Source organism: Nocardia sp. NPDC049707 (genome assembly GCF_040674855.1).
In the GTDB taxonomy this organism is placed as follows: Bacteria; Actinomycetota; Actinomycetes; order Mycobacteriales; family Mycobacteriaceae; genus Nocardia.
The window spans coordinates 38,352-63,388 of the sequence record NZ_JBFANN010000027.1 but is presented as its reverse complement, the minus strand read 5'-3'; the positions used below and the strand labels follow the sequence as shown (position 1 = coordinate 63,388).

Sequence of the window (25,037 nt, the reverse complement as noted above, 5' to 3'; positions counted from 1 at the left end):
ATTATAGGAACAAGTAGAGCTATCTGTTGTACTTCTGATTCGGCACGCGGCATCGTCTACGGCATGGGAAACACCGCAGAGATCATCGACACTTTCACCGGCCCGGTCTTCCAACCTGGCGACACCGGATATGACGCAGAGATCGCCGGCTTCCAGGCCGCGTACCACCACCGCCCCGCGTTGGTCGTCGGCGCGGCGCACGCCGAGGATGTGCGTAGCGCGGTGGAATACGCGGCGCGCCGAGGGCTTCCGGTTGCGGTTCAGGCCACCGGGCACGGACTCTCGGTCGCGGCCGACGGCGGCGTGCTGATCAGCACTCGTCGGATGACCGACATCAGGATCGACCCGCATACGCGCACCGCCCGCGTCGGTGCCGGAGTGCGGGCGCGGGCGCTGGTCGAGGCCGCCGCACCGTACGGGCTGGCGCCGCTGAACGGCTCCTCGCCGTCGGTCGCGGTCGTCGGCTACAGCCTCGGCGGCGGATTAGGGCTGCTGGCACGGCAATTCGGCTACGCCGCCGAACATGTGCGCGTCATCGAGATCGTCACGGCCGATAGTCGGGTCCGCACGCTGACCCCCGGCGACGAACTCTTCGGTGCGGTGCTCGGCACCGGCGGCAACTTCGGCGTGGTGACCGCGCTGGAACTGGAACTCGTGCCGGTCGCCACCGTCTTCGGCGGTCAGTTGGTGTTCGACACGCCACTGGTCGTGCGGGCCCTGGAAGCCTGGAAGGGTTGGACCGCAGCGTTGCCCGACGAGATGACCTCGACGGTCACCGTCATGACCTTCCCGCCCATTCCGCAGATTCCGGAACCGCTGCGCGGACGCTATGTCGCATCGATCCGGATCGCCTACAACGGATCCGCCGAGGACGGGGAGCGTCTGGTCGCGCCGTTGCGCGCGGTCGGGGATCGCTTGACGGACGACCTGCGGGTCATGCCATACACCGAATCGCACACCATCCACAGCGATCCCGAGCACCCGCATGCCTACGCCGCCACCAACGCACTGCTCGGTGAGCTCACGGGAGAGACGTTGTCGGCCTTGCTCGTTGCCACCGGACCCGAATCACCGATCCAGGCGGTGGTCGATATCCGGCACCTCGGCGGTGCGCTGGGCCGGCGTGGTCCCGCGGGGATTGCCGTGGACAACCGAGATGCCGAGTACATCGTTCGCGTCATCACCATGCCCGGACCCGATGCGAATGACGCCGCGCCCGAAGCGCATGCGGTAGTCCGCGCGGCACTCGCGCCGTGGACTGTCGGCCACAGTCTGAACTTCCTCTACGGCGCGGGTGCCGCCGCCGACGAGGCGCAGACCCGAGGTGGCTACGCACCGGAGACCTATGCCCGGCTGGCCGCGCTGAAGGCGAAGTACGACCCCCGCAACATGTTCCGCTTCAACCGCAATGTCGTACCCGCGAACTGATCGCCGCGACTGCCCCGAGCAGCTATCGCCGGGGGCGGTCTGATGCTATCTTGGTGATATCACTTTGATACTCGGAGGATGTCATGAAGCTTCGTTCGGCGTTCCACATCAACGGCTTTCTCGTGCTGGTGTTGTGGTTTGTCCTCACGCTCCTGTTCGGTGGCGGCGCCATCGCCGGATATGCCGCTGCCGCGGACAACGACAATGTGCCCGCCCTGGTCGGCGCGATCATCGCGACCGTCGTCGCGGTCGTGCTCCTGCTGTTGGCTACCGGGCTCACCGTGGTGAATCCGAACGAGGCCAAGGTCGTTCAGTTCTTCGGCCGCTACATCGGCTCGCTGAGCGAACCCGGCTTCTACTCCGTGGTACCGCTCACCGACCGCCGTAGCATCTCGATGAAGGTGCGCAACTTCGAAACCCAGAAGCTCAAGGTCAACGATGCCGACGGCAATCCGGTGGAGATCGCCGCCGTCGTGGTCTACCGGGTGGTCGACAGCTTCAAGGCCGCATTCTCGGTCGACGACTACGAGGAGTACGTGGCGACCCAGTCCGAGGCGGCCGTGCGGCATCTGGCCACGACTCACCCGTACGACGCGCAAGACCAGAACGCCACCAGTCTGCGCGACGGCGCCGAGGTGGCCGAGGAACTGACCATCGAACTGCGCGACCGCACCGATTTGGCGGGCATCGAGGTCATCGAGGCCAGGATCACCCACCTCGCCTACGCGCCGGAGATCGCCCAGGCCATGCTCGTGCGGCAGCAGGCGGCTCAGGTCGTCGCCGCGCGCACCCGCATCGTGGAGGGCGCGGTGGGTATGGTCGGCCTGGCGCTGGATCGGCTCGCCGAACAGGGCGTGGTCGAACTCGACGAGGAACGCAAGGCCGCCATGGTTTCCAACCTGCTGGTCGTCCTCTGTGGTGACCGCGCCACCCAACCGATCGTCAATACCGGCTCCCTCTACTCCTGAGTCGCCCATGGCCGAGCGAAAGAAGATCCTGCTACGCCTGGACCCGGCGATACACGAGGCCATTGCCCAGTGGGCCGCCGACGATCTGCGCAGTATCAATGCCCAGATCGAGTACGCACTGCGCCTCGCGTTGAAACAGGCGGGGCGCAACCCGAAGGCGAAACCGGCCGAGGAGTAGCGCGACAGTGAAACAGGCTCTGCCGCGATGATGCCGAATACCCACCGGTATTCGGCATCATCGGTATTCGGCCCAGGATTCTGACGAGGTTATGCCGGTTTGTGGGTGACGAAGATGGCGGTGCCGGGGAACAACTCACCCCGCAGCGGACTCCACTGACCCCACTCCCGCTCCAACCACTCGGGCCAATCCGGTTCGACGATGTCATCGAGCAGCAGCCCGGCGGCAACGATTTCACGCACCCGATCGCCGATGGTGCGGTGATGTTCGACGTAGGTCGGCGTGCCCTCGCTGTCGACCTCGACATACGGCGTGCGGTCGAAGTAGGGGATCGAGGCGGTCAGACCGGCGGGTCCAGGATCGTCCGGAAATATCCAGCGCATCGGATGGTTCACCGAGAACACCCAGCGACCGCCGGGCCGCAACACCCGCGCAACCTCACGCATCACCAGTTCGGAGTCCGCGACGAACGGGACGGCGCCGAAGGCCGAACATGCCAGATCAAAGGACTCATCGGTGAACGGCAATGCCTCCGCCCCCGCCTGCACCAATGGCACCTGCGGCCCGCCGCGCGCCATCGCCGCGAGTCCGCGCCCGAGCATTCGCATGGACAGGTCGAGCCCGATCGGCTGCGCCCCCTGGCCGGCCAGCCAGCGCGAACACGGTGCGGATCCGCATCCGATCTCCAGGATCCGCTTACCCGCGACCTCGCCGAGGAAATGCATATCGCCCTCGTGCAAGCCCTCCGGGCACCAGATGAACTCCCCTTCGGGGGAGTCGACGCCGAGAAATTCGGCGTGGGTCTGGTGATACTCCTCGGCATCGGCGTCCCACCAGCGCTGGCTGGCCCGCTGACTGGCGGCCGAGCCGATTCTGGTGCGCGCGGTCGCGGTGGTCCCGAGCAGTGCGTTTGCTTGCGCATGGCGATCTTCCGACACGCCGTCAGACTATCCCGGCGTGGCGTCGGGACCGGTTTGCCCGGCTGGACCAAGGTCGCGTACGCTGAACGCGCGAGTGTCTTGGGTACTGCCGTACCGGTGTCGTTGCAGTAACAGTCTGCGACGGCAACTGTACTGAAGTAACAGGATGCCCGTGCTGAGTTTCACAAGCGTTTGCGTGCGGTACGTTCATCATGTCCGTCACGTCGCGTCATCGCGGTGAGATCGCAGCGTACCGAAAGTTCCAATGTCCGCAACCGACCACAATCCGTCCGGAGCAAACCGACATATGCCCACCACCGTCACCTCGCCGCAGGTAGCCGTCAACGATATCGGCTCCGCCGAGGACTTCCTCGCCGCCATCGACGCCACGATCAAGTACTTCAACGACGGCGATATCGTCGAAGGAACCATCGTCAAGGTCGATCGTGACGAGGTCCTGCTCGACATCGGTTACAAGACCGAAGGCGTCATCCCCTCTCGCGAACTCTCCATCAAGCACGATGTCGACCCCAACGAGGTCGTTTCCGTGGGCGATGAGGTCGAGGCTCTTGTTCTCACCAAGGAGGACAAGGAAGGCCGCCTGATCCTGTCGAAGAAGCGGGCGCAGTACGAGCGGGCGTGGGGCACCATCGAGGAGCTCAAGGAGAAGGACGAGGCCGTCAAGGGCACCGTCATCGAGGTCGTCAAGGGCGGCCTGATCCTCGACATCGGTCTGCGCGGCTTCCTCCCGGCCTCTCTGGTCGAGATGCGCCGGGTCCGCGACCTCCAGCCGTACGTCGGCAAGGAGATCGAGGCCAAGATCATCGAGCTGGACAAGAACCGCAACAATGTGGTCCTGTCCCGCCGCGCCTGGCTCGAGCAGACCCAATCCGAGGTCCGCAGCGAGTTCCTGCACCAGCTGCAGAAGGGCCAGGTCCGCAAGGGTGTGGTCTCCTCGATCGTCAACTTCGGCGCGTTCGTCGATCTCGGCGGCGTCGACGGTCTGGTGCACGTCTCGGAGTTGTCCTGGAAGCACATCGATCACCCGTCCGAGGTTGTCGAGGTCGGCAACGAGGTCACCGTCGAGGTCCTCGACGTCGATCTGGACCGCGAGCGGGTTTCGCTGTCGCTCAAGGCGACTCAGGAAGACCCGTGGCGTCAGTTCGCCCGCACCCACGCGATCGGCCAGATCGTGCCGGGCAAGGTCACCAAGCTGGTTCCGTTCGGTGCGTTCGTGCGCGTCGAAGAGGGCATCGAGGGCCTGGTGCACATCTCCGAGCTGGCCGAACGCCACGTGGAGGTCCCGGACCAGGTCGTCGCGGTCGGCGACGACGCGATGGTCAAGGTCATCGACATCGACCTGGAGCGTCGCCGGATCTCGCTGTCGCTGAAGCAGGCGAACGAGGACTACCACGCCGAGTTCGACCCGTCGAAGTACGGCATGGCCGACAGCTACGACGACCAGGGCAACTACATCTTCCCTGAGGGCTTCGACCCCGACACCAACGAGTGGCTCGAGGGCTTCGACAAGCAGCGCGAAGAGTGGGAAGGCCGTTACGCCGAGGCGGAGCGCCGGCACAAGATGCACACCGCGCAGATGGAGAAGATGGCGGCTGACGCCGCGGCCGAGGCCGCGAATGGCGGCGGCGCGTCGGGCAACTACTCCTCCGAGAGTGGTTCGCAGGCCGCCTCCCAGGCCGAGCCCGCCGGCGGTTCGCTCGCCAGCGACGCCCAGCTCGCGGCCCTGCGCGAGAAGCTCTCTGGCAACGCCTAACTCGTAGCGAACTAGCGAGGGCCCCGGTCCGATCGGACCGGGGCCTTTGTGTTGCGGCAGCCGGGTAGTGTGCTGGCGATGGCAAGCGGTTTGGTGCCGCCCGATGCCTTCGTTGTGCACACCTGCCGCGGTAGCGGCGAGCCACAACTCGACGAGCCGGGCTGCGCCGCGCATCGTCTTTCGGCTACCGACGGTCGGATAGTGACAAGTCGGACGGTTGACCAACTTCACTCGGAAGCCTGATCGACTACGCGGTAGGGTGCAGGCGAATAGGTGGCACCCGGCCCGACCGAGTCCGGTGAGCCAGGCCACGATGAAAGGGAACAGTACGCATGTGCGCAGCGAGTCCGTTCAGCGGTCTCAACCGTAGGCAGTTCCTGGCGAAGGCCGCCGCGGCTGGAGCGGTGGGCGCACTGGCATCCTGGGCCAATCCGATCATCGAACGCGCCTACGCCGCCGATCCGGCCGGTACCGGCGGCCTCGGCGATATCGAGCACTTCGTGCTGCTCATGCAGGAAAACCGTTCCTTCGACCACTATTTCGGCACCATGTCCGGCGTGCGCGGCTTCGGCGAGGCATCCAAGGCCTGGCAGCAGTACGGATGGACGCCTGGTGTCGGTCCGACCTCGGACGGCTTCGTGAATCCGTTCCGGCTCGACACCACCCGTGGTGCGACCCTGGACGGCGAATGCATCAACGATCCGGACCACAGCTGGGGCGGTATGCACCAGGCATGGAACGGCGGCGCCAACGACCAGTGGATGCCGATGTCCATTGCCAGCGTCGGCCCGGCCAATGCAGCCGCGGCCATGGGCTACTACCTGCCCGAGGACATCCCGATCCACCATGAACTCGCCGATGCGTTCACCATCTGCGACAACTACCACTGCTCGGTTCTGGGCCCAACGGACCCGAACCGGCTGTACTGGATCAGCGCCACCATCGACCCGGACGGTGTGGCGGGTGGGCCGCTGCTGGAGACGCCCACGCTGATCCCACAGCACGTCTACAGCTGGCGAACCTACCCGGAGAACCTCTCCGAGGCGGGTGTCAGCTGGAAGGTCTACAACAACCGCGATGTCGGTCCGCTGTCCTCGGTGATCCTGGACGGCATGCTCGGCTGCTTCACCCAATCCTCGGATCCGAATTCCGAATTGGCCCGGCGCGGCCTTGCACCGGTGTATCCCAACGACTTCCAGGCCGATGTCGCCAACGACACGCTGCCCGCCGTCTCCTGGGTAATTCCGTCGCTGATCAACTGCGAACATCCCGCGCTGCCCGCGGCCTTCGGCGCGTACGGCATCGTGCAACTGCTCGATATCCTCACCTCCAATCCGAAGGTGTGGGAAAAGACCGCGCTGATCATCAGCTACGACGAGAACGGTGGTTTCTTCGACCACGTCACCCCGCCGACCGCGCCGGCGGGCACACCGGGCGAATTCGTCACCGTGCCGCTGGATCGGGTGAAGTCGTCGAACGGTATCGCGGGTCCGATCGGCTTGGGGTATCGCGTTCCCGGCCTGGTGATTTCGCCGTACAGCCGCGGGGGTCTGGTCGCCTCGGAGACCTTCGATCACACCTCGCAGCTGCGGCTGCTGGAAACTCGCTTCGGCGTCGAGGTGCCGAATCTGACGCGGTGGCGGCGCAGCGTCACCGGCGATATGACCTCGGCCTTCGATTTCGGCTCGGCCCCGAATGCCACGAAGCCGGCGCTCAGTGATCCGAAGCCGAAGATGGATGCCGCGATCGCCCAATGCGGCCCGAATATCGCGCTGGGCACCGCGACCTCGGGTATCCCGTATCCGGTGCCGCCCAACCAGATGCCGACCCAGCAGCCCGGCTCCCGACGTCGGCCGAGCGGCATCGTACGAGGGTAGGCGGTGGCCTCGCCGCGACCATGATGGCGGCCGCCGCGGTGATCGGCCGGGCGGTGCGTTGCCGTCCATCCGCGACCGCGACGGTATTGTCTCCGGTCTCGTCCCAGTGTTCTTCCATGCTTTCGGATCAGGAATACCTGTAATCCATGGATAGGCCGAACAATACGGCGAATTCGCGAGTGCGGTGAGGCCCATATCGACGCTGTAGCCGATGCCGGTGGTCGGGGCCGCAACGGCCAGTAGCAGACCGACTCCGATCGTGCCGAAGAGTACGGGGCGTCCCACGATGCTGTGCGCCCACCGCGCGCACGCGCTCGATGCTGCCGCGGACCGATCTCGGCCGGGTGCAGGCGGATCGGCAGGACTGTCCGGAAGCCGCGAGTGCTGACGGGCAGCACGAAATGACCCAGCCCTTGGAAGGGCTGGGTCATTGGAGGTCTATGGCCAGATGGGCGGCTGAAGTCAGCTAGCGGTCGCAGGCGCCCAGTACGCGGTCGCGGCGGCGGAGCGTTTTCGTATGGCAGCGAAGCTGTGCCGCGCGGGGCTGATCAACGCGGTGAACCACGAGCGGCGGTGCTCGGCGAGCGCTGCCGCGACGGCGGGGTGCTTGATGCAGTGCATGCCCCCCGCCTTGCCCAGGCGGTGGCGACCCGCCTGGTTGTTTTTGATGCCCAATGCTGTTCCTTTGCTTGCCGGTGCTGGCCTGAATCGCCACGGCGAAGATTAGTCGAACGAAAGTGTTCGGCACAGTATTCTGCACAAGTAATTGCTTCGGCGTGTCGGAAAGTCATGGTCCGCGCGCGGGGTTCGATAGGAAATGTTGCGAGATGGTCTCGGCCTAGTCACGGATCGGGCAAATGCTGTTTGGGGCAGTGGAATGCCCGGCGCGAGTGGGTGTTGCGGCCGATTGAGTAGACTGCGCGCTCAGGGGGTTGCGTTCGGCACGAGATCGCGGATGCGAGACTGGTCGAATGTTACGGATCGGCCTCACCGGAGGCATGGGAGCGGGCAAGTCGACGGTGGCGCGGATACTCGCCGATCTCGGCGCGGTGATCGTCGATTCCGATGTGATCGCCCGGGAGGTCGTCGAGCCTGGGACCGAGGGCCTGACCGCGTTGGTGGCGGCATTCGGCCCCGACATTCTCGCCGCCGACGGCAGTCTGGACCGGCCGGCGCTGGCGGCCAAGGCATTCGGAAACGACGATGCGCGCGCGCTGCTGAATTCCATTGTCCATCCATTGGTCGGCAAACGAACCACGGAACTGATTTCGGCCGCGCCGTCGGATGCGATTCTCATTCAAGATATTCCACTTCTGGTGGAAAACGGTCTCGCGCCGCTGATGAATCTCGTATTGATCGTCGATGTGCCGGCGGAAACTCGGATAGGGCGATTGGTGGAATTCCGGGGCGTTTCCGAAGCGGATGCACGGGCGCGTATTTCGGCGCAGGCCACCGACGAACAGCGCCATGCCGTGGCGGATGTGCTGTTGGACAATAGCGGCGAGCCCGGGGCCATTGATCTGGTTGTCCGGCAGTTGTGGGTGCAACGGCTGGTGCCATTCGAGGAGAACCTGCGCACCGCGACTCCGGCGCGGCGCACGGAATTGCGTGTTGTTCCCGCGAATCCGGAGTGGGCGGCGCAGGCGCAGCGTCTCATCGCTCGGCTGTGGGTGGCGTGTGGTCCGGCGGCAGCACGGATCGACCACATCGGCTCGACCGCGGTGCCGGGATTGCCAGCCAAGGACGTGATCGATGTGCAGATCACCGTCGCGGATCTGGCGGCTGCCGATGGGCTGCGAGATGCGTTGGGGGCGGCGGGTTTTCCGGTGCGCCCGGATATCACCGGCGATAATCCGAAGCCGACGGCGGCGGATCCGACGGGCAGCGATGCGGCATTGTGGGCCAAGCGGTTTCACCAGAACGCCGATCCGGGGCGGCTGGCGAATGTGCATATCCGGGTGGCGGGTTCGCCCGGACAGGAGTTCGCGCTGCTGTTCCGAGACTGGTTGCGCGCCGATGCGGCGGTGCGCGCGGAATATCTGGAGGTCAAGCGCGAGGGCGAGGCCAAGGCGGCCGGGCTGATCGGCGAGGCGGCGACGCTGGCGTATCTGGCGGTGAAGGAACCGTGGTTCGACGCCGCCTACGCGCGGGCCGCGGCCTGGCGCGACGGCGTCGACAACTGAGTGCGCACTACAGCCAGGTCAGGGTGATGTCCAGGGTGGCGAGCCACCGGTCCAGCGAGTAGCCGTTGGCGGCGATGCCATCGATCGCGATGGCAGCGTGCTCGATGGCGGCCTTGGCTTCGGCGAGGGTAATCAGACCGGCAGTGTGCGCGTCGAGCAACTCGTCCGCGTCGAGCAGTTCGGTCTCGCGGCCCGAGCGCACCACGATATCGAGGTAGTGGTCCACCGACTTCCACTTCTTCGCATCGACCTGGGTGAATTGGCCGAGGTCGAGGTAGTAGTCCTGATCGCGTTGATGTGCGGGGTGATAGTGGAAGACCGTCACCCGAATGCCGATCCCGGGAAGCAGCCACGACTCGATGTAGTGGAACTGCGGATGATCCGACGTGCGTGCCATGTACAGGCCCCATGGCTCGGTCCGGTACCGCTCGACCGGCCGGATGAAGCCCTTCGGGTCCGTGTTCGTGAGGTCCGCGAGATTGAAGTACTCGACCTTGGGCCTGTGCACGTCCACTGATGGTGCCTGTGTCATGCAAACAGAATCTACCGCCGTTGCCGCGCCGTCGAGTGGTACGGCAGCGGTTGGACAGACTCGCACGATGGATCGGGCTACATCCAGGTCAGTGTGATCTCGTTGGTGGCAAGCCAGGGTTCGACCTCGTGCCCGTGCGCGGCCACGCCCGCCATCGCCTTTGCCGCCCGGTCCAGGGCGCGATGTGCGTGTGCCGTATCGATCAGACCGGCGGAATGGGCCGACAGCAGATCGGCCACCCCACGCAGTTCGGCCGAGCGAGAGTGGCGCACCGCGATCTCGAGGTATTGGTCCATGGACTTCCAGCGCTTGGGCTCGATCCGGGTGTACTCGCCGATATGCAGGCAATAGTCCAGGTCGCGGTGATGTCCGGGCTGGTAGTGCGCGATCGTCACGCGCAACCAGAGTTCTGGTAGCAGCCAGGTTTCCAGGTATTGGATCCGCGGACCGTCGACGGTGCGTGCCACGTACAGGCCCCACGGCTCGACGTGCACGCGGTCGATCGGGCGCACGAAACCCTTGGGATCGGTCATGGTCAGTTCGGCGATATTGAAATGTTCGATCTTCGGTCTTAGTCGGGTGGTGGTCATCGGCGATCCCGGTGCGGCGGTGGTGGTTGGCTGGATCACGGGCGCGACCCCCCGGAAGTCACGCGCAACGTAACCGGCGATACCGGTCACGGCGGGCGCGGCGGCGAGCAATGGAATCAGAGCGCTCATGCCGCCACCTCGCTGACGCTTGTCTCCGGCGTGACCGCTCCTGCGGCTGTGTTTATCGACCGCTCGCTCATGGCCTCATCCTCAGTCCGGCAACCAACTCAGATTACACCTGCTGTGCGCGATTCGGTGATGCTGAGAAAGAGACGAATTTCGTTGCGGCAAAAGACATTAATGTCGGTTTACCTGTCCTATAGGACAGGTAACAGATTGCACATCGGCATGGGTGCGAGGTGGTGCGTCAAATCGCGAATGTGTATGTCGATCGTGATCCGATGACCGGCCCGGCAGCTGCGGATCCGCCGGGCCGCGGAATCTGTCGGTGGCTGCGCCTAGGCTGGTGACCATGGCATTCGCAACCGAAATCCCGGCGGAAGGGTACGAGGACCGGGGCACCCCGCTGGCACATTCGGAGTTCCGGCCGGTCGGGGCGATCGAGCGGGCCGATGGGCACTTCCAGGTCGTCAGCGAACACCGGCCGGCCGGCGATCAGCCCGCGGCCATCGCCGACCTAGAGCGCCGCATCAAGGCGGGCGAGCGCGACGTGGTGCTGCTCGGTGCGACCGGTACCGGCAAGTCGGCCACCACCGCATGGCTGATCGAGCGGCTGCAGCGGCCGACGCTGGTGATGGCGCCGAATAAGACGCTGGCCGCGCAGCTGGCCAATGAGCTGCGAGAGATGTTGCCCAACAACGCCGTCGAGTACTTCGTCTCGTACTACGACTACTACCAGCCCGAGGCCTATATCGCGCAGACCGATACCTATATCGAGAAGGACAGCTCGATCAACGACGATGTCGAGCGGCTGCGGCATTCGGCCACCTCGAGTCTGCTCTCGCGCCGCGATGTCGTGGTGGTCGCGTCGGTGTCGTGCATCTACGGTCTCGGTACGCCGCAGTCGTATCTGGACCGGTCGGTGCAGTTGGATGTCGGTACCGAAATCGATCGCGACTCCTTCCTGCGGCTGCTGGTCGACGTGCAGTACACCCGCAATGACATGTCCTTCACCCGCGGTTCGTTCCGAGTGCGCGGTGACACCGTCGAGATCATTCCGTCCTACGAGGAACTCGCGGTGCGCATCGAATTCTTCGGCGACGAGATCGAGGCGCTGTACTACCTGCATCCGCTCACCGGCGACGTGGTGCGCCAGGTCGATACCGTTCGGATCTTCCCGGCCACGCACTATGTCGCGGGACAGGAGCGGATGGAGCGCGCGGTCGGCGATATCGAAGCCGAACTCGAGCAGCGGCTGGCCGAACTGGAGCGCCAGGGCAAACTGCTGGAGGCGCAGCGGTTGCGTATGCGCACCCAGTACGACCTCGAGATGATCCGCCAGGTCGGCTTCTGTTCGGGCATCGAGAACTACTCGCGCCATATCGACGGGCGCCCTGCCGGTTCCGCGCCCGCCACGCTGCTGGACTACTTCCCGGAGGACTTCCTGCTCGTCATCGACGAGTCGCATGTCACCGTTCCGCAGATCGGTGGCATGTACGAGGGCGATATGTCGCGTAAGCGCAATCTGGTCGAGTTCGGGTTCCGGCTGCCGTCGGCGATCGACAACCGACCGCTCACGTGGGAGGAGTTCGCCGAGCGGATCGGACAGGCGGTTTATCTGTCGGCCACCCCGGGGCCGTACGAACTCGGCCAGGCCGGCGGTGAGGTGGTCGAGCAGGTGATCCGCCCGACGGGTCTGGTCGATCCGCAGGTCGTCGTCAAGCCGACCAAGGGCCAGATCGATGATCTGGTGCACGAGATCCGGCTACGGACCGAGCGTGACGAACGGGTGCTCGTCACCACGCTGACCAAGAAGATGGCCGAAGACCTCACCGACTATCTGCTCGGACTCGGCGTCCGGGTGCGGTATCTGCATTCGGAGATCGACACGTTGCGTCGGGTCGAGCTGCTGCGACAGCTGCGACTCGGTGAGTTCGACGTGCTGGTCGGCATCAACCTGCTCCGTGAAGGTCTCGACCTGCCCGAGGTGTCGTTGGTGGCGATCCTGGACGCGGATAAGGAGGGCTTCCTGCGCAGCAGCACCAGCCTCATCCAGACCATCGGCCGCGCGGCGCGCAATGTCTCCGGTGAAGTGCATATGTACGCGGACAAGATCACCGACTCGATGCAGCACGCGATCGAGGAGACCGAACGCCGCCGGGCCAAGCAGGTCGCCTACAACGAGTCGATGGGCATAGACCCACAGCCGCTGCGCAAAAAGATCGCCGACATTCTGGATCAGGTATATCAGGAGGCCGACGACAGTGAGGTGGCCGTCGGTGGTTCCGGTCGCAATGCCAGCCGCGGTCGCCGCGCCCAGGGCGAGCCGGGGCGGGCGGTCAGCGCGGGCGTGTATGAGGGGCGCGACGTCAAGTCGATGCCGCGGGCCGAATTGGCCGATCTGGTCAAGGAACTCACCGCGCAAATGATGAATGCGGCCCGCGAGTTGCAATTCGAATTGGCCGGTCGGCTGCGGGACGAGATCGCGGATCTGAAGAAGGAACTGCGCGGGATGGACGCCGCGGGGTTGAGTTGAGCGGCGGCGTCTTTCGACGCCGCCGGGCTCGGCATGGCTCAGCTCTGGGTGGCCATCCATTCGTTGACGCGGCGATCGGCCTCTTCGCGCGAGACATTCTCCACCTTGGTCAGCACCGCCCAGCGGTGGCCGAAGGGATCGATGATCACGCCGAAGCGGTCGCCGGTGACGAAGGTCTGCGGCTCCTCCGCACTGCGGGCGCCGTTGTCGATGGCGCGCTTGACGACCGCGTCGACGTCGGGGCAGTAGTGCACGATCGAGGTGTGCACCCATTCGCCATTGGGGGCGAGCACGTTGTTGTCCGGCATGGGCATGCCGAGTTGCAGGGTCGAGTCGCCGATCTTCAGTTCGGCATGCGCGGGCTGGCCGTCGGGGAGATCGCTGCGGCTGATCACCTCGGCCTCGAAGACGTTGGTATAGAACTCGATTGCCTTATTGCCATCGGGGACGGCCAGGAAGCAGGTGATGGAGTGGTAGCCCTCGGCGATGGGGTTCACGGTGTCGGTGTTCGCAGTTTCGCTCATGCCGATAAGCATGGTCGAGCGCGGCGAGCTGGTCTTGTAAGAAAGCGACAGCCGTGATCGGGGCAGCCGAGGGGCCGGTTCCGGTGCCCGCGCGCGACAATGTGAAGGGTATTCTGCACCCCGACGAGCAGGCCCGGCATCGGTCGTTGGCGCGGCTGTCGGCCGGCCCGGCGGTCGGGCGGTTCGTCGAGTGGTATTGGTCGGTGCGTTGGGATCTGACCGGTCGGCCGCCGTACTACGCCGAGGTGCTGCCGTTCCCGTCTGTGAACGTCACCTTCGAAGGCAGCGAAACCCGCACCGGCGGTTTCGTCAACGGCGTCTGCACGACGAAATTCGTCCGAGAGCTCAGCGGTGTAGGGGAGACCTTCGGCATTCGCTTTCGTGCCGGGGGATTCGGCGCGTTCACCGGACTGGATGTCGGTGCGTTCCGGGACACCTCCGTGCCGCTCACCGACGTGCTGCCCGAGGCGGCCGGCCTGGCCGACGACGTATTGGCCGAACCCTCGGATATCAAGCGCCGCACCATAATCGAGGATTTCCTGATCGGCCGAACGGCGGTGGCGGATCCCAACTACCGACTGCTGTTGCGCATCGTCGCCGCCATGGAACAGGACCAAGAGCTGACCAGGGTCGATCAGGTCACCGATCGGTTCGATATCCCGATCCGCACATTGCAGCGGATGTTTCGGCGGTATGTCGGTGCCGGACCGAAATGGGTGCTGCGCCGATACCGGATCCAGGACGGCGCGGATCTACTGGCGCGCGGGCGCATCGAAGATCTGGCCGCGCTGGCCACCGAATTGGGTTATTTCGATCAAGCACATTTCTCGCGTGAGTTCACCGCGGAAGTCGGAATGACTCCACTGGAGTATGCCAAGAATTCGCTACGCTCCCAGAAGGTCAGCTGATTTCGTGATTACCTGGGTAAATCGTCGGGTGCGCCCAACGGGCGAGGGGCGCTCGACGCAAGACCTGTATCCAAATCGTGGGGCACTTACTGGTATGGCCTGAATACGCGGAGAGGCGGATGAGCCGCGGATGTCGTGGTGTTGATCGGGCGGGTTCTTTCGTGGTGGTGTTCTTAGGTTCCGCGGTCGGGCATTTCACACGACGCCATGACCGCTTATGCGCAGAGTCGCGGCTTGCCGCTGGCGCGGGTCGCGGTGCTGGCCGGGGGTGTCGTGCTCGCGGTCGGTGGCCTCAGCGTACTGCTCGGCGTCTGGGCCGACCTCGGCGCGCTGCTGCTGGTAATCATGCTGGTGCCGACGGCCTTCCTGATGCATCAGTTCTGGCGGGAGAGCGATCCGCAGGCTGAGCAGGGCGAGATGATCCATTTCAACAAGGATCTCTCGCTCGCCGGTGCCTCGCTCATGTTGTTCGCCTTCTTCGCGCATGTCGACGAACTCGGATTGACCATCACCGGACCGCTTTTCGCCGGTTTGTAGATACGATCGGATTTTGCGCGGCGCGCACCCGATATCGTGCGCCCGTATAGGCATGATAGGAATTTGTGGTTCGACGCAGCGTCAGCACGGTAACCGCGGAACCGAGCGGTTGGCATCGGTCCGGATGGGTACGTTCTTGTCGGTCTCGGTCGGGTATATATTTCCGTTGTATAGCGGTGGCGGTCGGGGATATGTGATGAATATCCCAGGGAGACAAGAACGTTCGCGCTGGTTGTGATGAATCACAAGTCGCGGACCTGGAAATTAGATCCGCCCAGGTCGCAAAGGTCTTGCGGCATTCGCCGGATGAACCTGTGTCGGTAAACTCAGCACACCGGCAGTGTGATGTGTTGCGATTGCTGCTATTTCCGGCCGATTTGCCGCTATGGTCGACCCAGTCGCCGCGCCGGTGCCGCGACTCCAGGTGGCGCCGACGCAGGCACCCGACATCACATAGTTGGAGGAGAAATGACCGCCTACCGGACGATTGTCGTCGGTACCGATGGCTCGGACTCGTCGTACGTCGCGGTCGACAAGGCCGCCGCGCTGGCCGCGGCCGCCGGTGCGACCCTGATCGTGACCTGCGCGTACTACCCGACCGACGATCGCGATGTGGCCGCCGCCGATGATGTGCTCAAGGACGAGGCCTACCAAGTGCACGGCTCCGCACCCACCAACGAGATCCTGCGTACCGCCCGGGACCGGGCGGTGGCTGCGGGCGCCGAGGAGATCGTCGAGCGTGCGATCGTGGGTGAGCCCGTCGAATCGCTGCTCGCGCTCGTCAAGGAGGTCGAGGCCGATCTGTTGGTTGTCGGTAACCGCGGCCTGAACACCCTGGCCGGCCGGTTGCTGGGTTCGGTGCCCTCGGATGTGGCGCGCAAGTCCCGTTCGGACGTGCTGATCGTGCACACTGTCAGGTAAGCAGTACAGCCGAAACGACAGCCGGACATTTCCCCGGGAATGCGCGGCTGTCGTCCTTCTCGTCAGCCCAATGTACTGAGCACTGACGGGAGCTCGCCGGTGTGCACCACTCCGAGTCGCTGGGTTGCTCGGGTGAGTGCTACGTACAGGTCGTTCAACCCGCGCGGCGATTCGTCGAGGATGCCCTGAGGTTCCACCAGATACACCGCGTCGAATTCCAGGCCCTTGACCTCGTGCACCGTCAGCACCCGAACGGATTCGCCGACCAACTCGGCGAAGTCCGCGACCATCGCATGTGGTGCGATGACGGCAGTGGTGCCGGGGCCGGTTTCCGCGGCTACCAATTGTGCTACCGCACTGCGCAATTCGCTCGCTTCGACAGCGTGGGCGTGCGGCCGTGCACCCGTCTCCCGCACCGACCGCGGCACTGCCGCATCCGGATCGATCTCGGCCAGCACATCGGCCGCGACCGCCATGATCTCCGCCGGGGTGCGGTAGTTCACGGTCAACTCGGTGAGCTTCCATCGTTGTGCCACATAGGGTTCCAGCATCCGCTGCCAGGACGAGGCGCCCGCCGGATCGCCGGTCTGCGCGACATCGCCGACCACCGTGACCCATCGATTCGGAATGCGGCGCATCACCATTCGCCAGGCCATCTCCGAAAGTTCCTGCGCCTCATCGACGATCACATGGCCGTAGGTCCAATTGCGGTCACCCGCAGCGCGTTCCGCGGTGGTCTGCCGGTTACGCACATCCTGACGTTTGGCCAGCTCGCTTGCGTCGATCAGGTCGTAGGCCATCAGGATCTCCGGATCGAGGTCGTCCTCGAGATCCTGCGGTGCCGAACCGGTCAGGATGTCGAGTGCGTCCTGGGCCTCGGCCAATTGTGCCCGCCAGCGGCGGCGGGCGCGTTCGCGCTCCTCGGTGTCGTCGATGCCGAGCAGTTCGGCGAGTTCGTCGAGCAGCGGTGCGTCCGGCGCGCTGAATTCGCCATTGTCCGAGCGCGCGAGTTCGGCTCGGTCGGCCGGATCAAGACTGCTCGCGGCCCGGTCGAGTCGCTTCGGATCGGCCAGCAGATCCGCGAGCACTTCCTGCGGCGACAGCATCGGCCAGAGCTTACCGATGGCCGCCTGGATCTCCGGATCGGCGCGCATTTCGTCCCGGATTTCGGCGAGATCGGTTCGGCTGAGCAGACTTTCTTTACCCGCCCCGTCGGCTCCGCCTCCTGCCATCCCCCGGTGGCCGCCGGACAGATCCGCGCCCATGGTCTGGGCCAGTTGCTCGGTGAGTGCGTCGATGACCGAGGAGGCAAAAATCGGCCGGGCCAGATTGTGCGGCCGCCGCGAGGAGCGGGCCCGGCCGCGCGCCTTGGTGGCGATCTTGCGGTCGAGGGTGACCGGGTAGCCGTCGAAGGTGAGCCGGATCGGCTCGGATGGCACCTGCTGGCGGTCGCGCACCGCGTGCTTGAGCACCTCCAGCATGGCCAGCGAGCCCTTGACCTCGCCGGCGCGCAGCGAATCCTCGCGGGTGGCCTTCACGCCCGGATACAGATCGCCGATGGTGGACAGCAGTACGCCGGTCTCACCGAGCGAGGGCAGCACCTGGCCGATGTAATCGAGGAAGGTGGCGTTCGGACCGATGATCAGCACACCGCTCTTGGCCAGCTGCTGACGGTAGGTGTAGAGCAGGTAGGCCGCGCGGTGCAGTGCGACGGCGGTCTTGCCGGTGCCCGGACCGCCCTGCACCACCAGCACGCTCTTGTGCTCGGAGCGAATGATCGCGTCCTGCTCGCTCTGGATGGTCTCGACGATGTCGTTCATATGGCCGGTGCGGGCGGCGTTGAGCGCCGAGAGCAACGCGCTCTCGCTGCCGACCCCGCCCCTGCCGTCGGTCACACCGGCGGTCCGGGCGGCGTCGAGGTCCAGGTATTCGTCATTGATGGCCGTGACCCGTCGATTGCGGGACCGGATATGTCGACGCCGGATCACTCCATCCGGTGCGGCGGTCGTCGCGAGATAGAACGGCCGGGCCAGCGGCGCGCGCCAATCCAACAGCAGCGACTCGTAATCGTCCTTCTCGTCGAGGATGCCGAGCCGGCCGATATAGCGGTATTCGCCTTCCTGGTCACCGTCGAGGTCGATGCGGCCGAAACACAGGCCGTGTTCGGCGGCATCGTATTTGGCCAGATCCTCGGAGTAGAGCTGGCTGAAGGATTCGCGCTCGGTGCGGGCCTGCGGGGTGCCACCGGTTTCCAGCAGGACGGTACGCAGCCGATTCGTGGCATATTCGCGCATATCGTCGAGTCGTTCATAGAGCACGGACAGGTATGTCTGCTCGTGATCGATCTCGCGGTTCCGCTCCGGCGCGCCGTTGTGCGCGGCACGATCCTGAGTGAGGCGGTCGGGCAAACTGAACTCCTTGTCACCGCGATGAGCTGGTGCACACGCAGGTCACGGTGCACGCGAACGCCATTGAAAACAGAGTTTTCGAGTCTACTGCCGGTTCGGCGGGCTCGCTGTAACCGCAGGTAGCGGGTCTGTAGCCAGGACTGGCGTGAAATGTTGGACGGCGGGGAACGGTTCGTAGAAGTGGTGCAGCAGCTGCTTCCAGCGCTGATACCCGGCGGACGCGCGGAAGCCATTCACATGGTCGCTCAACTGTTCCCATCCCACCAACAGCAAGTAGGTATCGGGCGCCTCGACGCACCGCGACAGCGATAGCGATCGGAAGCCCGGCATACTCTCGATTATCGGCCTGGCCTCGGCGAACGCCGCCTCGAAGGCCGCTGCGTCGGCGGGGTCGACGGGCAGCAGCGCGTGTTCGATGATCATGCGAAACCTTCAGGAAGCGTGCGTGTTATTCGGTCTGCGGCCCAGGCTGGTGCCTTCCCGGTGTCCGGTCGGCTTGGCACGATACATCGCCAGATCGGCGTCGTGCAGCACCGCCTCGGGCGTGCGGTGATCGCCCTCTGCGAGTTCGGTCACGCCGATCGTGGCGTTCACCTCGATCCGGTGCCCGCGCGCGATGATCGGCTCGGCCATGGTCGAGCGCAGCCGCAGGATCAACGAGTCGAGATCGACGCGCCGGGCCCGACCGGACAGCAGCACCAGGAATTCGTCGCCGCCGAGCCTGCCGACCAGATCAGTGCCGCGCAGTGCGCGCTGCAACCGCTGGGCCACGATCTGCAGTACGGTATCGCCGATCGCGTGACCGAGGGTGTCGTTGATCGCCTTGAAGTTGTCCAGGTCGATGAACAGCACCGTCGAGACCGGCAGATCCTCGCTGGCGGCCAGCGCATTGGCGAGTTGGGACAGGATCAGCGAGCGGTTGGCCAGTCCGGTCAGCGAGTCGTGCGTGGCCTGGAACTCCAATTGCCTTCGACTGGCCCGGAATTCGGTGATATCGGCGAAGGAAGACACCGCCGGCGAATCCGGATCGCCCGGATTGAGCAGTCGGGAACTGCCGGACAGCCAGCGGCGCTGACCGTCGTGACGGTCGACGCCGAAGATGTATCCGGTGATCGTTTCGCCGGTCCCGAGGGTGCGTGCGACCGGATGCCGACTCGCCGGCAGCGGCTGGGCATTGGCATCGAGCAGGGTCAGCGGCAGTTCATCGATGGTGGCGCCGATGAGTCCGCCGGTGCGTTCGCCGGTGCCGAAGATCCGCACGGCCGCGGGATTGGCCGATTCGATGCGGCCGTTGCGGTCGATCACCACCACGCCCTCCTCCAGTTGCGAGACGACCGTGGTGAAGTGCTGTTCGGCCCGACGCTGCGCGGCCTCGGCGGCGCGCTGGGCGGTGAGATCGTGGATGACCACCTGATAGGCGAGATGGTCGTGCCATGCCGTGAGCACCGAAACCGTCTCGACCGGGACGATCTCGCCGTCGACCCGGATCAGCTCCATTTCGGTGGGATCGGAGGCCGCGCCCGCGGTGGTCAGCCGGCGGATGCGGTCCAGCATGCCGGGTACCGAACGGGGATGGACGAACCGGGTCAGTGGCTGGCCGATCAACTGATCGGCGCTCTCGGCGCCCAACATGCGCGCGGTGGCGGGGTTGGCGTAGACGACGGTGCCGCGCTCGTGCACGACGATCCCATCCGGGCTGTGTTCGACCAGAGAGCGGTAGCGCTGAGCCAGCTGCTCGGCGTCGACTGCCTTGTCCTCATCCACTCGAACCCCCGATCGTCGACCCAATCATGGCCATTGGAACATGGGATTATTCTGGTATCGACGTGTACAAGATCACATCGTCGACGCAATTGCTTCGCTCACAGTCCGGGCACTTCAACGGGCCCTATCTGGTGATCATGAGAGAAACCGGAGCTATGAACATTCTCGTGCCGAACGCCGCTTCGGCCCCGGGAGCCGGTGAAGGAGCGATGCCATGCCGGGTGCGAACCCGAACGGTGAAAAGCACCATCAAGATCATATGACGATCGCCGGGATCGGTATGGTCAGCGGGTACGGCTGGGGTCGGGAGACGCTCTGGCAGGGACTGCTGAGTGGGAAATCCGCGGCTGCCCTACAACCAGGCTACGGCGTCGGCCGCGATGAGCACGCCTGGGTTTCGCTGGTTCCCGATGGCGGCGATCCCATGGTGAGCACCAGTATCTACGGACGTGCCGTACAGGAGTCGGCTCGCGAGGCGATCGCCGACGCGTCCCAGCGCGGTTGGCGACCGGGCCGCACCGTCGGTCTGTTGCACGCTATCGTGCTCGGCGACGTCGCCAACTGGCGCGACTTCTATATGGTCGATGATGCGCACCGGCGCTCCCGCGACTACCTGCGACTCTTGCCATCCACACCGATGTCGGTACTACAGCAGGAATTCGGTTTCCACGGCCCATCGATGAATGTCTCGGCGGCGTGCAGCTCGGCGAATGTCGCGCTGATCACCGCCAAACTATGGCTGGACCGCGGTTTCGCCGACGACGTGCTCTGTGTCGCCACCGATATGTCGGCCACTCCCGAGATGGTCGAGCACTTCATCCGGCTCGGTGCCGCGGTCGGCGATACCGAACCGCTGTCCGCATGCCGCCCCTTTCAGGAGGGCAGCCGCGGTTTCAGTATGGGCGAGGCGTCGGTCGCCTTCGTCCTCACCCGCTCGGTCGACCGGCCCTATGCCGCGGTGCTCGGCGGCGGTATGACCAATGACGCCTATCACGTGGTTTCGGTCGATCCCGGCCACACCCAGATCTTCAAGTGTGCGCGCCAGGCGCTCACCGACGCCGCCATCACACCCGCGGACGTGCGGTATTTCAACGCGCACGGCACCGGCACCCGGCAGTGCGATGCGGCCGAGCGGGATCTGCTCCGGCGGATGTTCGACGACCGGCCGCACGTCTATTCGGTCAAGCCGCTGGCCGGGCACTGCCAGGGCGCGGCAGCGGGTGTCGAGGTGGCCGCCGCGGCGCTGGCCTACGACCGTGGCATCGTGCCCGCCGCACCGATCGTCGCGCCCGCATACGAGCGACTATTGGATGGTCCGACGCCCTTCGAGGGCGGAATTACGGCCAAGCTGTCGCTCGGCATGGGCGGCAATAATTCGATGGTGGTGCTCGGTCCCGTCGACTGAGTCCGCGCCGACTTACGACAGCGGCACCGACCAGGACAACTTCGTGCCCGGCATGCCCGCTGTTCGGTGTATCCCAGCCACCACCGGTCCGATGGTGAACTGCCCGTCCGACTTCTCGGCCCGCTGCTCCAGATTCCGCAATCCGCTGCGGATCACGTGATTCGGAATGCCCCAGCCGTCATCGGTGACCACGATGGTCAGGTCATCGGCCACGCTGATATCCACCGAGACGGTCCCCGCGCCAGAATGCCGCACCGCATTGCTCACCGCCTCGCGCACCACCGCCTCCGCATCATCGGCCAATTCGGCCTCCAACACCGACAGCGGTCCGGTCACCTGCACGGTGGCCCGCAGTGGCGAATCGGTGGTCTGCTGGCGCACCGCATCCTCGATCCGCTGCTGCAACTCGATACCGGTGCTATCACCGCCGTGCAGATCGAAGATGGAGGTGCGGATCTCCTGGGCCACCTCCTGCAGATCATTGATGACCGTCGAAAGGTGTTCGCGCACTTCGGGTACCTCGGCGCGCGGCACCGTGCTCTGCAAGGTGAGTCCGATGGCGAACAGCCGCTGGATCACCTGGTCGTGCAGGTCGCGGGCGATGCGGTCGCGGTCGGCGAGGATATCGAGTTCGCGCATCCTGCGCTGGGTTTCGGCCAGCTGCATGGCCAGTGCGGCCTGGTCGGTGAAGGCATTGGTCAGCTCGACGAGTTCGTCGGTGTAGGGCGGTGAGCCGATAGGACGCACGGTGACCAGCGTGCCGAGGGTGGCGTCGGGTGTGCACAGCGGCAGAATCAGTGCCGGCCCGACATCGTCCAGTGGTACGCCGAGATCGATCAGGGCGGCATCGTCGAAGCGCAGCGGTGTGCGGCGGGTGAACGCCTCGCCGAGCGCGGTGCCATCGGCGTCCACGGTGCGTCCGTCGAATCCGCTGCCCGGACCGGACCATTGCGTGATGACCAGTTCGGAGACCGCGGCGAGTTCGAGTTGCGGAACCGCGGTGCTGGCCAGAAACGATTGATGCGAGCCGGTCAGGGCGCGCGCATGGGCGACGACATGGGCGAGTACCAGATCGGGTTCGGTGCCCGCGAGGAATTCGGTGGCGATATCGCGGGTGGCCTTGATCCAGGCCTGTCTGGTGCGCGCCGATTCGTACAGTCGGGCGTTGTCGACCGCGATACCAGCCGCGGCCGCAAGTGCCTGCACGAGCACATCGTCGTCTTCGGTGAACGGCTGACCATTGGCCTTCTCGGTCAGATAGAGGCTGCCGAAGATCTCGTCGCGGATGCGCACCGGGACGCCGAGGAAGGTGTGCATCGGCGGATGGTGTTCCGGAAACCCCACGAACGCAGGGTGTTTCGAAAGCTCGTCGAGGCGAAGCGGTGTGGGTTGGGTGAACACCGCACCGAGTACGCCGTGTCCGGCGGGCAGCCGGCCGATGCGCTCCCTGATGGTGTCGTCCATGCCCTCGTCGAGGAACTGGGTGACCTGTTGTTCGTGCCCGCGCACCGCCAGCGCGCCGTAGCGGGCGTCGACCAGGCTGGTGGCGGTATGCACTATGGCGCGCAACGTTTCATCGAGGTCGAGGCCGGAGGTGACGGTCAGCATCGCCTCGACCAAGCCGTCCATCCGGTCGCGTGAATCGATGATCAGCTCGACGCGTTCCTTGGCCTCCGATAGCAGCTCCCGGAGCCGGAGTTGCGACAGCGTATCGCGTACCGAATAGAGGCCGTTGCCCAGCTCTTCGGTCATGACGGCATCCTGTTCTGGCAGGCGCGTAATAGCGCCTACGCCAGTCTAGTTGGTCGATTCGAGGACTTTCGGCCCTGTTCGCGGTGGCGTAGCGGTGATGGCATGGTCGCACACCGGGAATAGGAAGTAGGGATGTCCTATGAATTCGCCGTTGCGCTCTTCGGAGCTGTGGGCCACCGCCACCGATCCCGAACTGGCCGTGACAACCCGGGGTGCGGTGCCGCCCGCGGATGTGACCAGGGCGGTGCGGGGGATCGGCCGCGTGCTGCGCCGGCACCACCTCGACGGGGCGGCACGCGTGCGGGTGACCGCGCCGGTGGATTCGGACGAACCTACGTTGGTGCAGGCCAACATTCGCGTACACGACACCCCGACCCGGGTGCAGGTCACCGGTCCACGCGGCTTCGCGGTGACCTTCGCGGTGGAGCGGCTGGACCGGCAGATCGCGCGGCTGGCGACCAAACAGTCACGTGAGTGGCCCGATCCGGCGCGTCCGCCCCTGGCCAGGGTCACCGAGCCGCGCCCGATCATGCGGCGCAAGCACTGCGCGTTGCTCACCGGCACGCCCGCCGAGGCGACGGCGGTAATGGATGCAATGGATTACGACGCATACCTGTTCAGCGATGCCGAAACTGGTGAGGATGCCCTGGTGAGCTGGACGGATCCGCTCGGTGTCCGGCTGACCAGGCAGCGCACGATGCAGGCGCCGCGGGCTCCGGCGGATCGGCCGCTCACCGTGAATTCCCTACCTCTGCTGATGGATTCGTATCCGGCACCGACCCTCGGCGAGGAGGCGGCGGTGTCCCGATTGTGCCGCAAGGGACTGCCGTTCCTGTTCTTCACCGATGCCGACAGCGGCCGCGGCCGACTGCTGTATCGCCGCTACGATGGCGATCTCACCATCGTTGTTCCGGCCGAAATCCGCTAGTCCTCACGCAGTTTGGAGGCCAGCACCGCGGCCTGGGTGCGTCGTTCCACACCGAGTTTGGCCAGGAGCCGGGAAACGTAATTCTTGACAGTCTTCTCGGCCAGGAACATTCGGGCCGCGATCTGTCGATTGGTCAATCCTTCGCCGAGCAATGCGAGTAGTCGGCGCTCTTGTTCGGTGAGGTTGGCCAGCGGTCCGTCGTTTTCGGTACCGGAATGTAGCCGGGCCTTGAGTGCGTCCGCCGCGCGGTTATCCAATAGCGAACGGCCCGCGCCGATCTGTTTGATCGCCGCGGCCAATTCCAGGCCCTTGATGTTCTTGATGACATACCCGCTCGCGCCCGCCAATATCGCGTCCAACATGGCGTGCTCATCGGTGTACGACGTCAGGATGAGACAATGCAGATCGTCGATTTCGGCGAGTAGGTCGCGGCACAGTTCGATGCCGTTCCCGTCGGGTAGTCGGACGTCCAGTACGGCGACATCGGGTCGCATCGCGTGGATGCCCGCCATGGCGTCGGCGACGTCGCCGGCCTGGCCGATCACGGTGAGTTCCGGATCGCTCTCCAGCAGGTCGACGAGGCCGCGGCGGACGATCTCGTGGTCGTCGACGAGGAACACTGTGATCACGCGACCTCCTGTGCGGTGCAGAGGATCTCGTGCGTCCCCGGCGTGTGGGTCCTACCTGACAAGGTAGCCCTCGGCGGGTCGCGCCGGTATATCGGAAACGAAAATTTCGAGAAATATCGACTCGAATTTACCGGCGAGCACTATCGAAACGCCGA

General features: G+C 65.1%; 22 protein-coding genes. 12 read left to right on the top strand and 10 right to left on the bottom strand.

Annotated features, from left to right (window positions below; translation table 11 throughout):
- Positions 1-63: 63 nt before the first annotated feature.
- The 3 genes from AB0J29_RS23155 (at position 64) to AB0J29_RS23145 (ending at position 2,574) form a co-directional block, all read left to right on the top strand.
- The gene (locus tag AB0J29_RS23155) at positions 64-1,428 is read left to right on the top strand and encodes an FAD-binding oxidoreductase (protein ID WP_364789750.1); all 1,365 of its coding nucleotides are present in this window, start codon (positions 64-66) and stop codon (positions 1,426-1,428) included.
- 83 nt (positions 1,429-1,511) lie between these two features.
- Positions 1,512-2,396, top strand: a complete 885-nt coding sequence (locus AB0J29_RS23150; RefSeq protein ID WP_364789747.1) for an SPFH domain-containing protein — start codon at positions 1,512-1,514, stop codon at positions 2,394-2,396.
- A gap of 7 nt (positions 2,397-2,403) precedes the next feature.
- Entirely contained in the window at positions 2,404-2,574 is a 171-nt protein-coding gene (locus AB0J29_RS23145; RefSeq protein ID WP_364391810.1) for a toxin-antitoxin system HicB family antitoxin, read from the top strand.
- A gap of 89 nt (positions 2,575-2,663) precedes the next feature.
- Here the strand turns inward: AB0J29_RS23145 and AB0J29_RS23140 are convergent, their stop codons facing one another.
- On the bottom strand, positions 2,664-3,512 hold the full coding sequence (locus AB0J29_RS23140) for a class I SAM-dependent methyltransferase (RefSeq protein ID WP_364789743.1): 849 nt from the start codon (positions 3,510-3,512) through the stop codon (positions 2,664-2,666).
- 289 nt (positions 3,513-3,801) lie between these two features.
- Between AB0J29_RS23140 and rpsA the strand changes: the two genes are divergently transcribed.
- Both rpsA and AB0J29_RS23130 read left to right on the top strand, forming a co-directional pair.
- A complete protein-coding gene (gene rpsA, locus AB0J29_RS23135; protein ID WP_364504302.1) occupies positions 3,802-5,268 on the top strand; it encodes a 30S ribosomal protein S1 in 1,467 nt (488 codons plus the stop codon).
- Positions 5,269-5,600: 332 nt separating this feature from the next.
- A complete protein-coding gene (locus AB0J29_RS23130; protein ID WP_364789740.1) occupies positions 5,601-7,145 on the top strand; it encodes an alkaline phosphatase family protein in 1,545 nt (514 codons plus the stop codon).
- 462 nt (positions 7,146-7,607) lie between these two features.
- On the opposite strand, the gene AB0J29_RS23125 is transcribed toward AB0J29_RS23130, so the two are convergent.
- Entirely contained in the window at positions 7,608-7,820 is a 213-nt protein-coding gene (locus tag AB0J29_RS23125) for a hypothetical protein (protein ID WP_364789882.1), read from the bottom strand.
- Between the two features lie 296 nt (positions 7,821-8,116).
- Here AB0J29_RS23125 and coaE point away from each other — a divergent pair, with 296 nt between their 5' ends.
- A complete protein-coding gene (gene coaE / locus AB0J29_RS23120) occupies positions 8,117-9,328 on the top strand; it encodes a dephospho-CoA kinase (protein ID WP_364789737.1) in 1,212 nt (403 codons plus the stop codon).
- A gap of 7 nt (positions 9,329-9,335) precedes the next feature.
- Here coaE and AB0J29_RS23115 read toward each other — a convergent pair whose 3' ends face one another.
- Together AB0J29_RS23115 and AB0J29_RS23110 are read right to left on the bottom strand one after the other, a co-directional pair.
- On the bottom strand, positions 9,336-9,860 hold the full coding sequence (locus AB0J29_RS23115; protein ID WP_364789734.1) for a DUF402 domain-containing protein: 525 nt from the start codon (positions 9,858-9,860) through the stop codon (positions 9,336-9,338).
- Positions 9,861-9,937: 77 nt separating this feature from the next.
- Complete coding sequence (locus AB0J29_RS23110) at positions 9,938-10,579, bottom strand: hypothetical protein (protein WP_364789731.1); 642 nt, start codon at positions 10,577-10,579, stop codon at positions 9,938-9,940.
- 343 nt (positions 10,580-10,922) lie between these two features.
- On the opposite strand from AB0J29_RS23110, the gene uvrB reads away from it, so the two are divergent.
- A complete protein-coding gene (gene uvrB / locus AB0J29_RS23105; RefSeq protein ID WP_364789728.1) occupies positions 10,923-13,106 on the top strand; it encodes an excinuclease ABC subunit UvrB in 2,184 nt (727 codons plus the stop codon).
- 38 nt (positions 13,107-13,144) lie between these two features.
- Here the strand turns inward: uvrB and AB0J29_RS23100 are convergent, their stop codons facing one another.
- Complete coding sequence (locus AB0J29_RS23100) at positions 13,145-13,630, bottom strand: VOC family protein (protein ID WP_364789725.1); 486 nt, start codon at positions 13,628-13,630, stop codon at positions 13,145-13,147.
- 53 nt (positions 13,631-13,683) lie between these two features.
- Between AB0J29_RS23100 and AB0J29_RS23095 the strand changes: the two genes are divergently transcribed.
- The 3 genes from AB0J29_RS23095 to AB0J29_RS23085 all read left to right on the top strand — a co-directional run bounded on the left by AB0J29_RS23095 (position 13,684) and on the right by AB0J29_RS23085 (position 15,996).
- Positions 13,684-14,538, top strand: a complete 855-nt coding sequence (locus AB0J29_RS23095) for an AraC family transcriptional regulator (protein ID WP_364789722.1) — start codon at positions 13,684-13,686, stop codon at positions 14,536-14,538.
- Between the two features lie 207 nt (positions 14,539-14,745).
- Positions 14,746-15,075 carry a DoxX family protein gene (locus AB0J29_RS23090; protein ID WP_364789719.1) on the top strand — a complete coding sequence of 110 codons (330 nt, stop codon included), beginning with the start codon at positions 14,746-14,748 and terminating at the stop codon, positions 15,073-15,075.
- A gap of 468 nt (positions 15,076-15,543) precedes the next feature.
- Positions 15,544-15,996 carry a universal stress protein gene (locus AB0J29_RS23085; protein WP_364789716.1) on the top strand — a complete coding sequence of 151 codons (453 nt, stop codon included), beginning with the start codon at positions 15,544-15,546 and terminating at the stop codon, positions 15,994-15,996.
- Positions 15,997-16,058: 62 nt separating this feature from the next.
- Here AB0J29_RS23085 and AB0J29_RS23080 read toward each other — a convergent pair whose 3' ends face one another.
- The 3 genes from AB0J29_RS23080 to AB0J29_RS23070 form a co-directional block, all read right to left on the bottom strand.
- Positions 16,059-18,341: an ATP-binding domain-containing protein gene (locus AB0J29_RS23080; RefSeq protein WP_364789858.1), complete on the bottom strand. Its 2,283-nt coding sequence runs from the start codon at positions 18,339-18,341 to the stop codon at positions 16,059-16,061.
- Between the two features lie 147 nt (positions 18,342-18,488).
- Positions 18,489-18,827 carry an antibiotic biosynthesis monooxygenase gene (locus tag AB0J29_RS23075; RefSeq protein WP_364789713.1) on the bottom strand — a complete coding sequence of 113 codons (339 nt, stop codon included), beginning with the start codon at positions 18,825-18,827 and terminating at the stop codon, positions 18,489-18,491.
- 9 nt (positions 18,828-18,836) lie between these two features.
- A complete protein-coding gene (locus AB0J29_RS23070) occupies positions 18,837-20,168 on the bottom strand; it encodes a diguanylate cyclase (RefSeq protein WP_364789709.1) in 1,332 nt (443 codons plus the stop codon).
- 214 nt (positions 20,169-20,382) lie between these two features.
- Between AB0J29_RS23070 and AB0J29_RS23065 the strand changes: the two genes are divergently transcribed.
- Positions 20,383-21,573 (top strand): beta-ketoacyl synthase N-terminal-like domain-containing protein, encoded by a 1,191-nt coding sequence (locus tag AB0J29_RS23065; protein WP_364789706.1) that lies wholly within the window; start codon positions 20,383-20,385, stop codon positions 21,571-21,573.
- Positions 21,574-21,585: 12 nt separating this feature from the next.
- Here the strand turns inward: AB0J29_RS23065 and AB0J29_RS23060 are convergent, their stop codons facing one another.
- Positions 21,586-23,325 carry a GAF domain-containing sensor histidine kinase gene (locus AB0J29_RS23060; RefSeq protein WP_364789703.1) on the bottom strand — a complete coding sequence of 580 codons (1,740 nt, stop codon included), beginning with the start codon at positions 23,323-23,325 and terminating at the stop codon, positions 21,586-21,588.
- A gap of 139 nt (positions 23,326-23,464) precedes the next feature.
- On the opposite strand from AB0J29_RS23060, the gene AB0J29_RS23055 reads away from it, so the two are divergent.
- Positions 23,465-24,253: a sigma 54 modulation/S30EA ribosomal C-terminal domain-containing protein gene (locus AB0J29_RS23055; protein WP_364789700.1), complete on the top strand. Its 789-nt coding sequence runs from the start codon at positions 23,465-23,467 to the stop codon at positions 24,251-24,253.
- Here AB0J29_RS23055 and AB0J29_RS23050 read toward each other — a convergent pair.
- Positions 24,250-24,882, bottom strand: coding sequence for a response regulator transcription factor (locus AB0J29_RS23050; RefSeq protein ID WP_364789697.1), 633 nt, complete (start codon positions 24,880-24,882; stop codon positions 24,250-24,252). The genes AB0J29_RS23055 and AB0J29_RS23050 overlap by 4 nt on opposite strands.
- Positions 24,883-25,037: the final 155 nt, after the last annotated feature.

Bases quoted from the DNA above. Each gene is read 5' to 3' on its own strand.
- AB0J29_RS23155 (WP_364789750.1), top strand. From the start codon at position 64: ATGGGAAACACCGCAGAGATCATCGACACTTTCACCGGCCCGGTCTTC.
- AB0J29_RS23150 (WP_364789747.1), top strand. From the start codon at position 1,512: ATGAAGCTTCGTTCGGCGTTCCACATCAACGGCTTTCTCGTGCTGGTG.
- AB0J29_RS23145 (WP_364391810.1), top strand. From the start codon at position 2,404: ATGGCCGAGCGAAAGAAGATCCTGCTACGCCTGGACCCGGCGATACAC.
- rpsA (WP_364504302.1), top strand. From the start codon at position 3,802: ATGCCCACCACCGTCACCTCGCCGCAGGTAGCCGTCAACGATATCGGC.
- AB0J29_RS23130 (WP_364789740.1), top strand. From the start codon at position 5,601: ATGTGCGCAGCGAGTCCGTTCAGCGGTCTCAACCGTAGGCAGTTCCTG.
- coaE (WP_364789737.1), top strand. From the start codon at position 8,117: ATGTTACGGATCGGCCTCACCGGAGGCATGGGAGCGGGCAAGTCGACG.
- AB0J29_RS23115 (WP_364789734.1), bottom strand. From the start codon at position 9,860: ATGACACAGGCACCATCAGTGGACGTGCACAGGCCCAAGGTCGAGTAC.
- AB0J29_RS23110 (WP_364789731.1), bottom strand. From the start codon at position 10,579: ATGAGCGCTCTGATTCCATTGCTCGCCGCCGCGCCCGCCGTGACCGGT.
- uvrB (WP_364789728.1), top strand. From the start codon at position 10,923: ATGGCATTCGCAACCGAAATCCCGGCGGAAGGGTACGAGGACCGGGGC.
- AB0J29_RS23100 (WP_364789725.1), bottom strand. From the start codon at position 13,630: ATGAGCGAAACTGCGAACACCGACACCGTGAACCCCATCGCCGAGGGC.
- AB0J29_RS23090 (WP_364789719.1), top strand. From the start codon at position 14,746: ATGACCGCTTATGCGCAGAGTCGCGGCTTGCCGCTGGCGCGGGTCGCG.
- AB0J29_RS23085 (WP_364789716.1), top strand. From the start codon at position 15,544: ATGACCGCCTACCGGACGATTGTCGTCGGTACCGATGGCTCGGACTCG.
- AB0J29_RS23075 (WP_364789713.1), bottom strand. From the start codon at position 18,827: ATGATCATCGAACACGCGCTGCTGCCCGTCGACCCCGCCGACGCAGCG.
- AB0J29_RS23065 (WP_364789706.1), top strand. From the start codon at position 20,383: ATGCCGGGTGCGAACCCGAACGGTGAAAAGCACCATCAAGATCATATG.
- AB0J29_RS23060 (WP_364789703.1), bottom strand. From the start codon at position 23,325: ATGACCGAAGAGCTGGGCAACGGCCTCTATTCGGTACGCGATACGCTG.
- AB0J29_RS23055 (WP_364789700.1), top strand. From the start codon at position 23,465: ATGAATTCGCCGTTGCGCTCTTCGGAGCTGTGGGCCACCGCCACCGAT.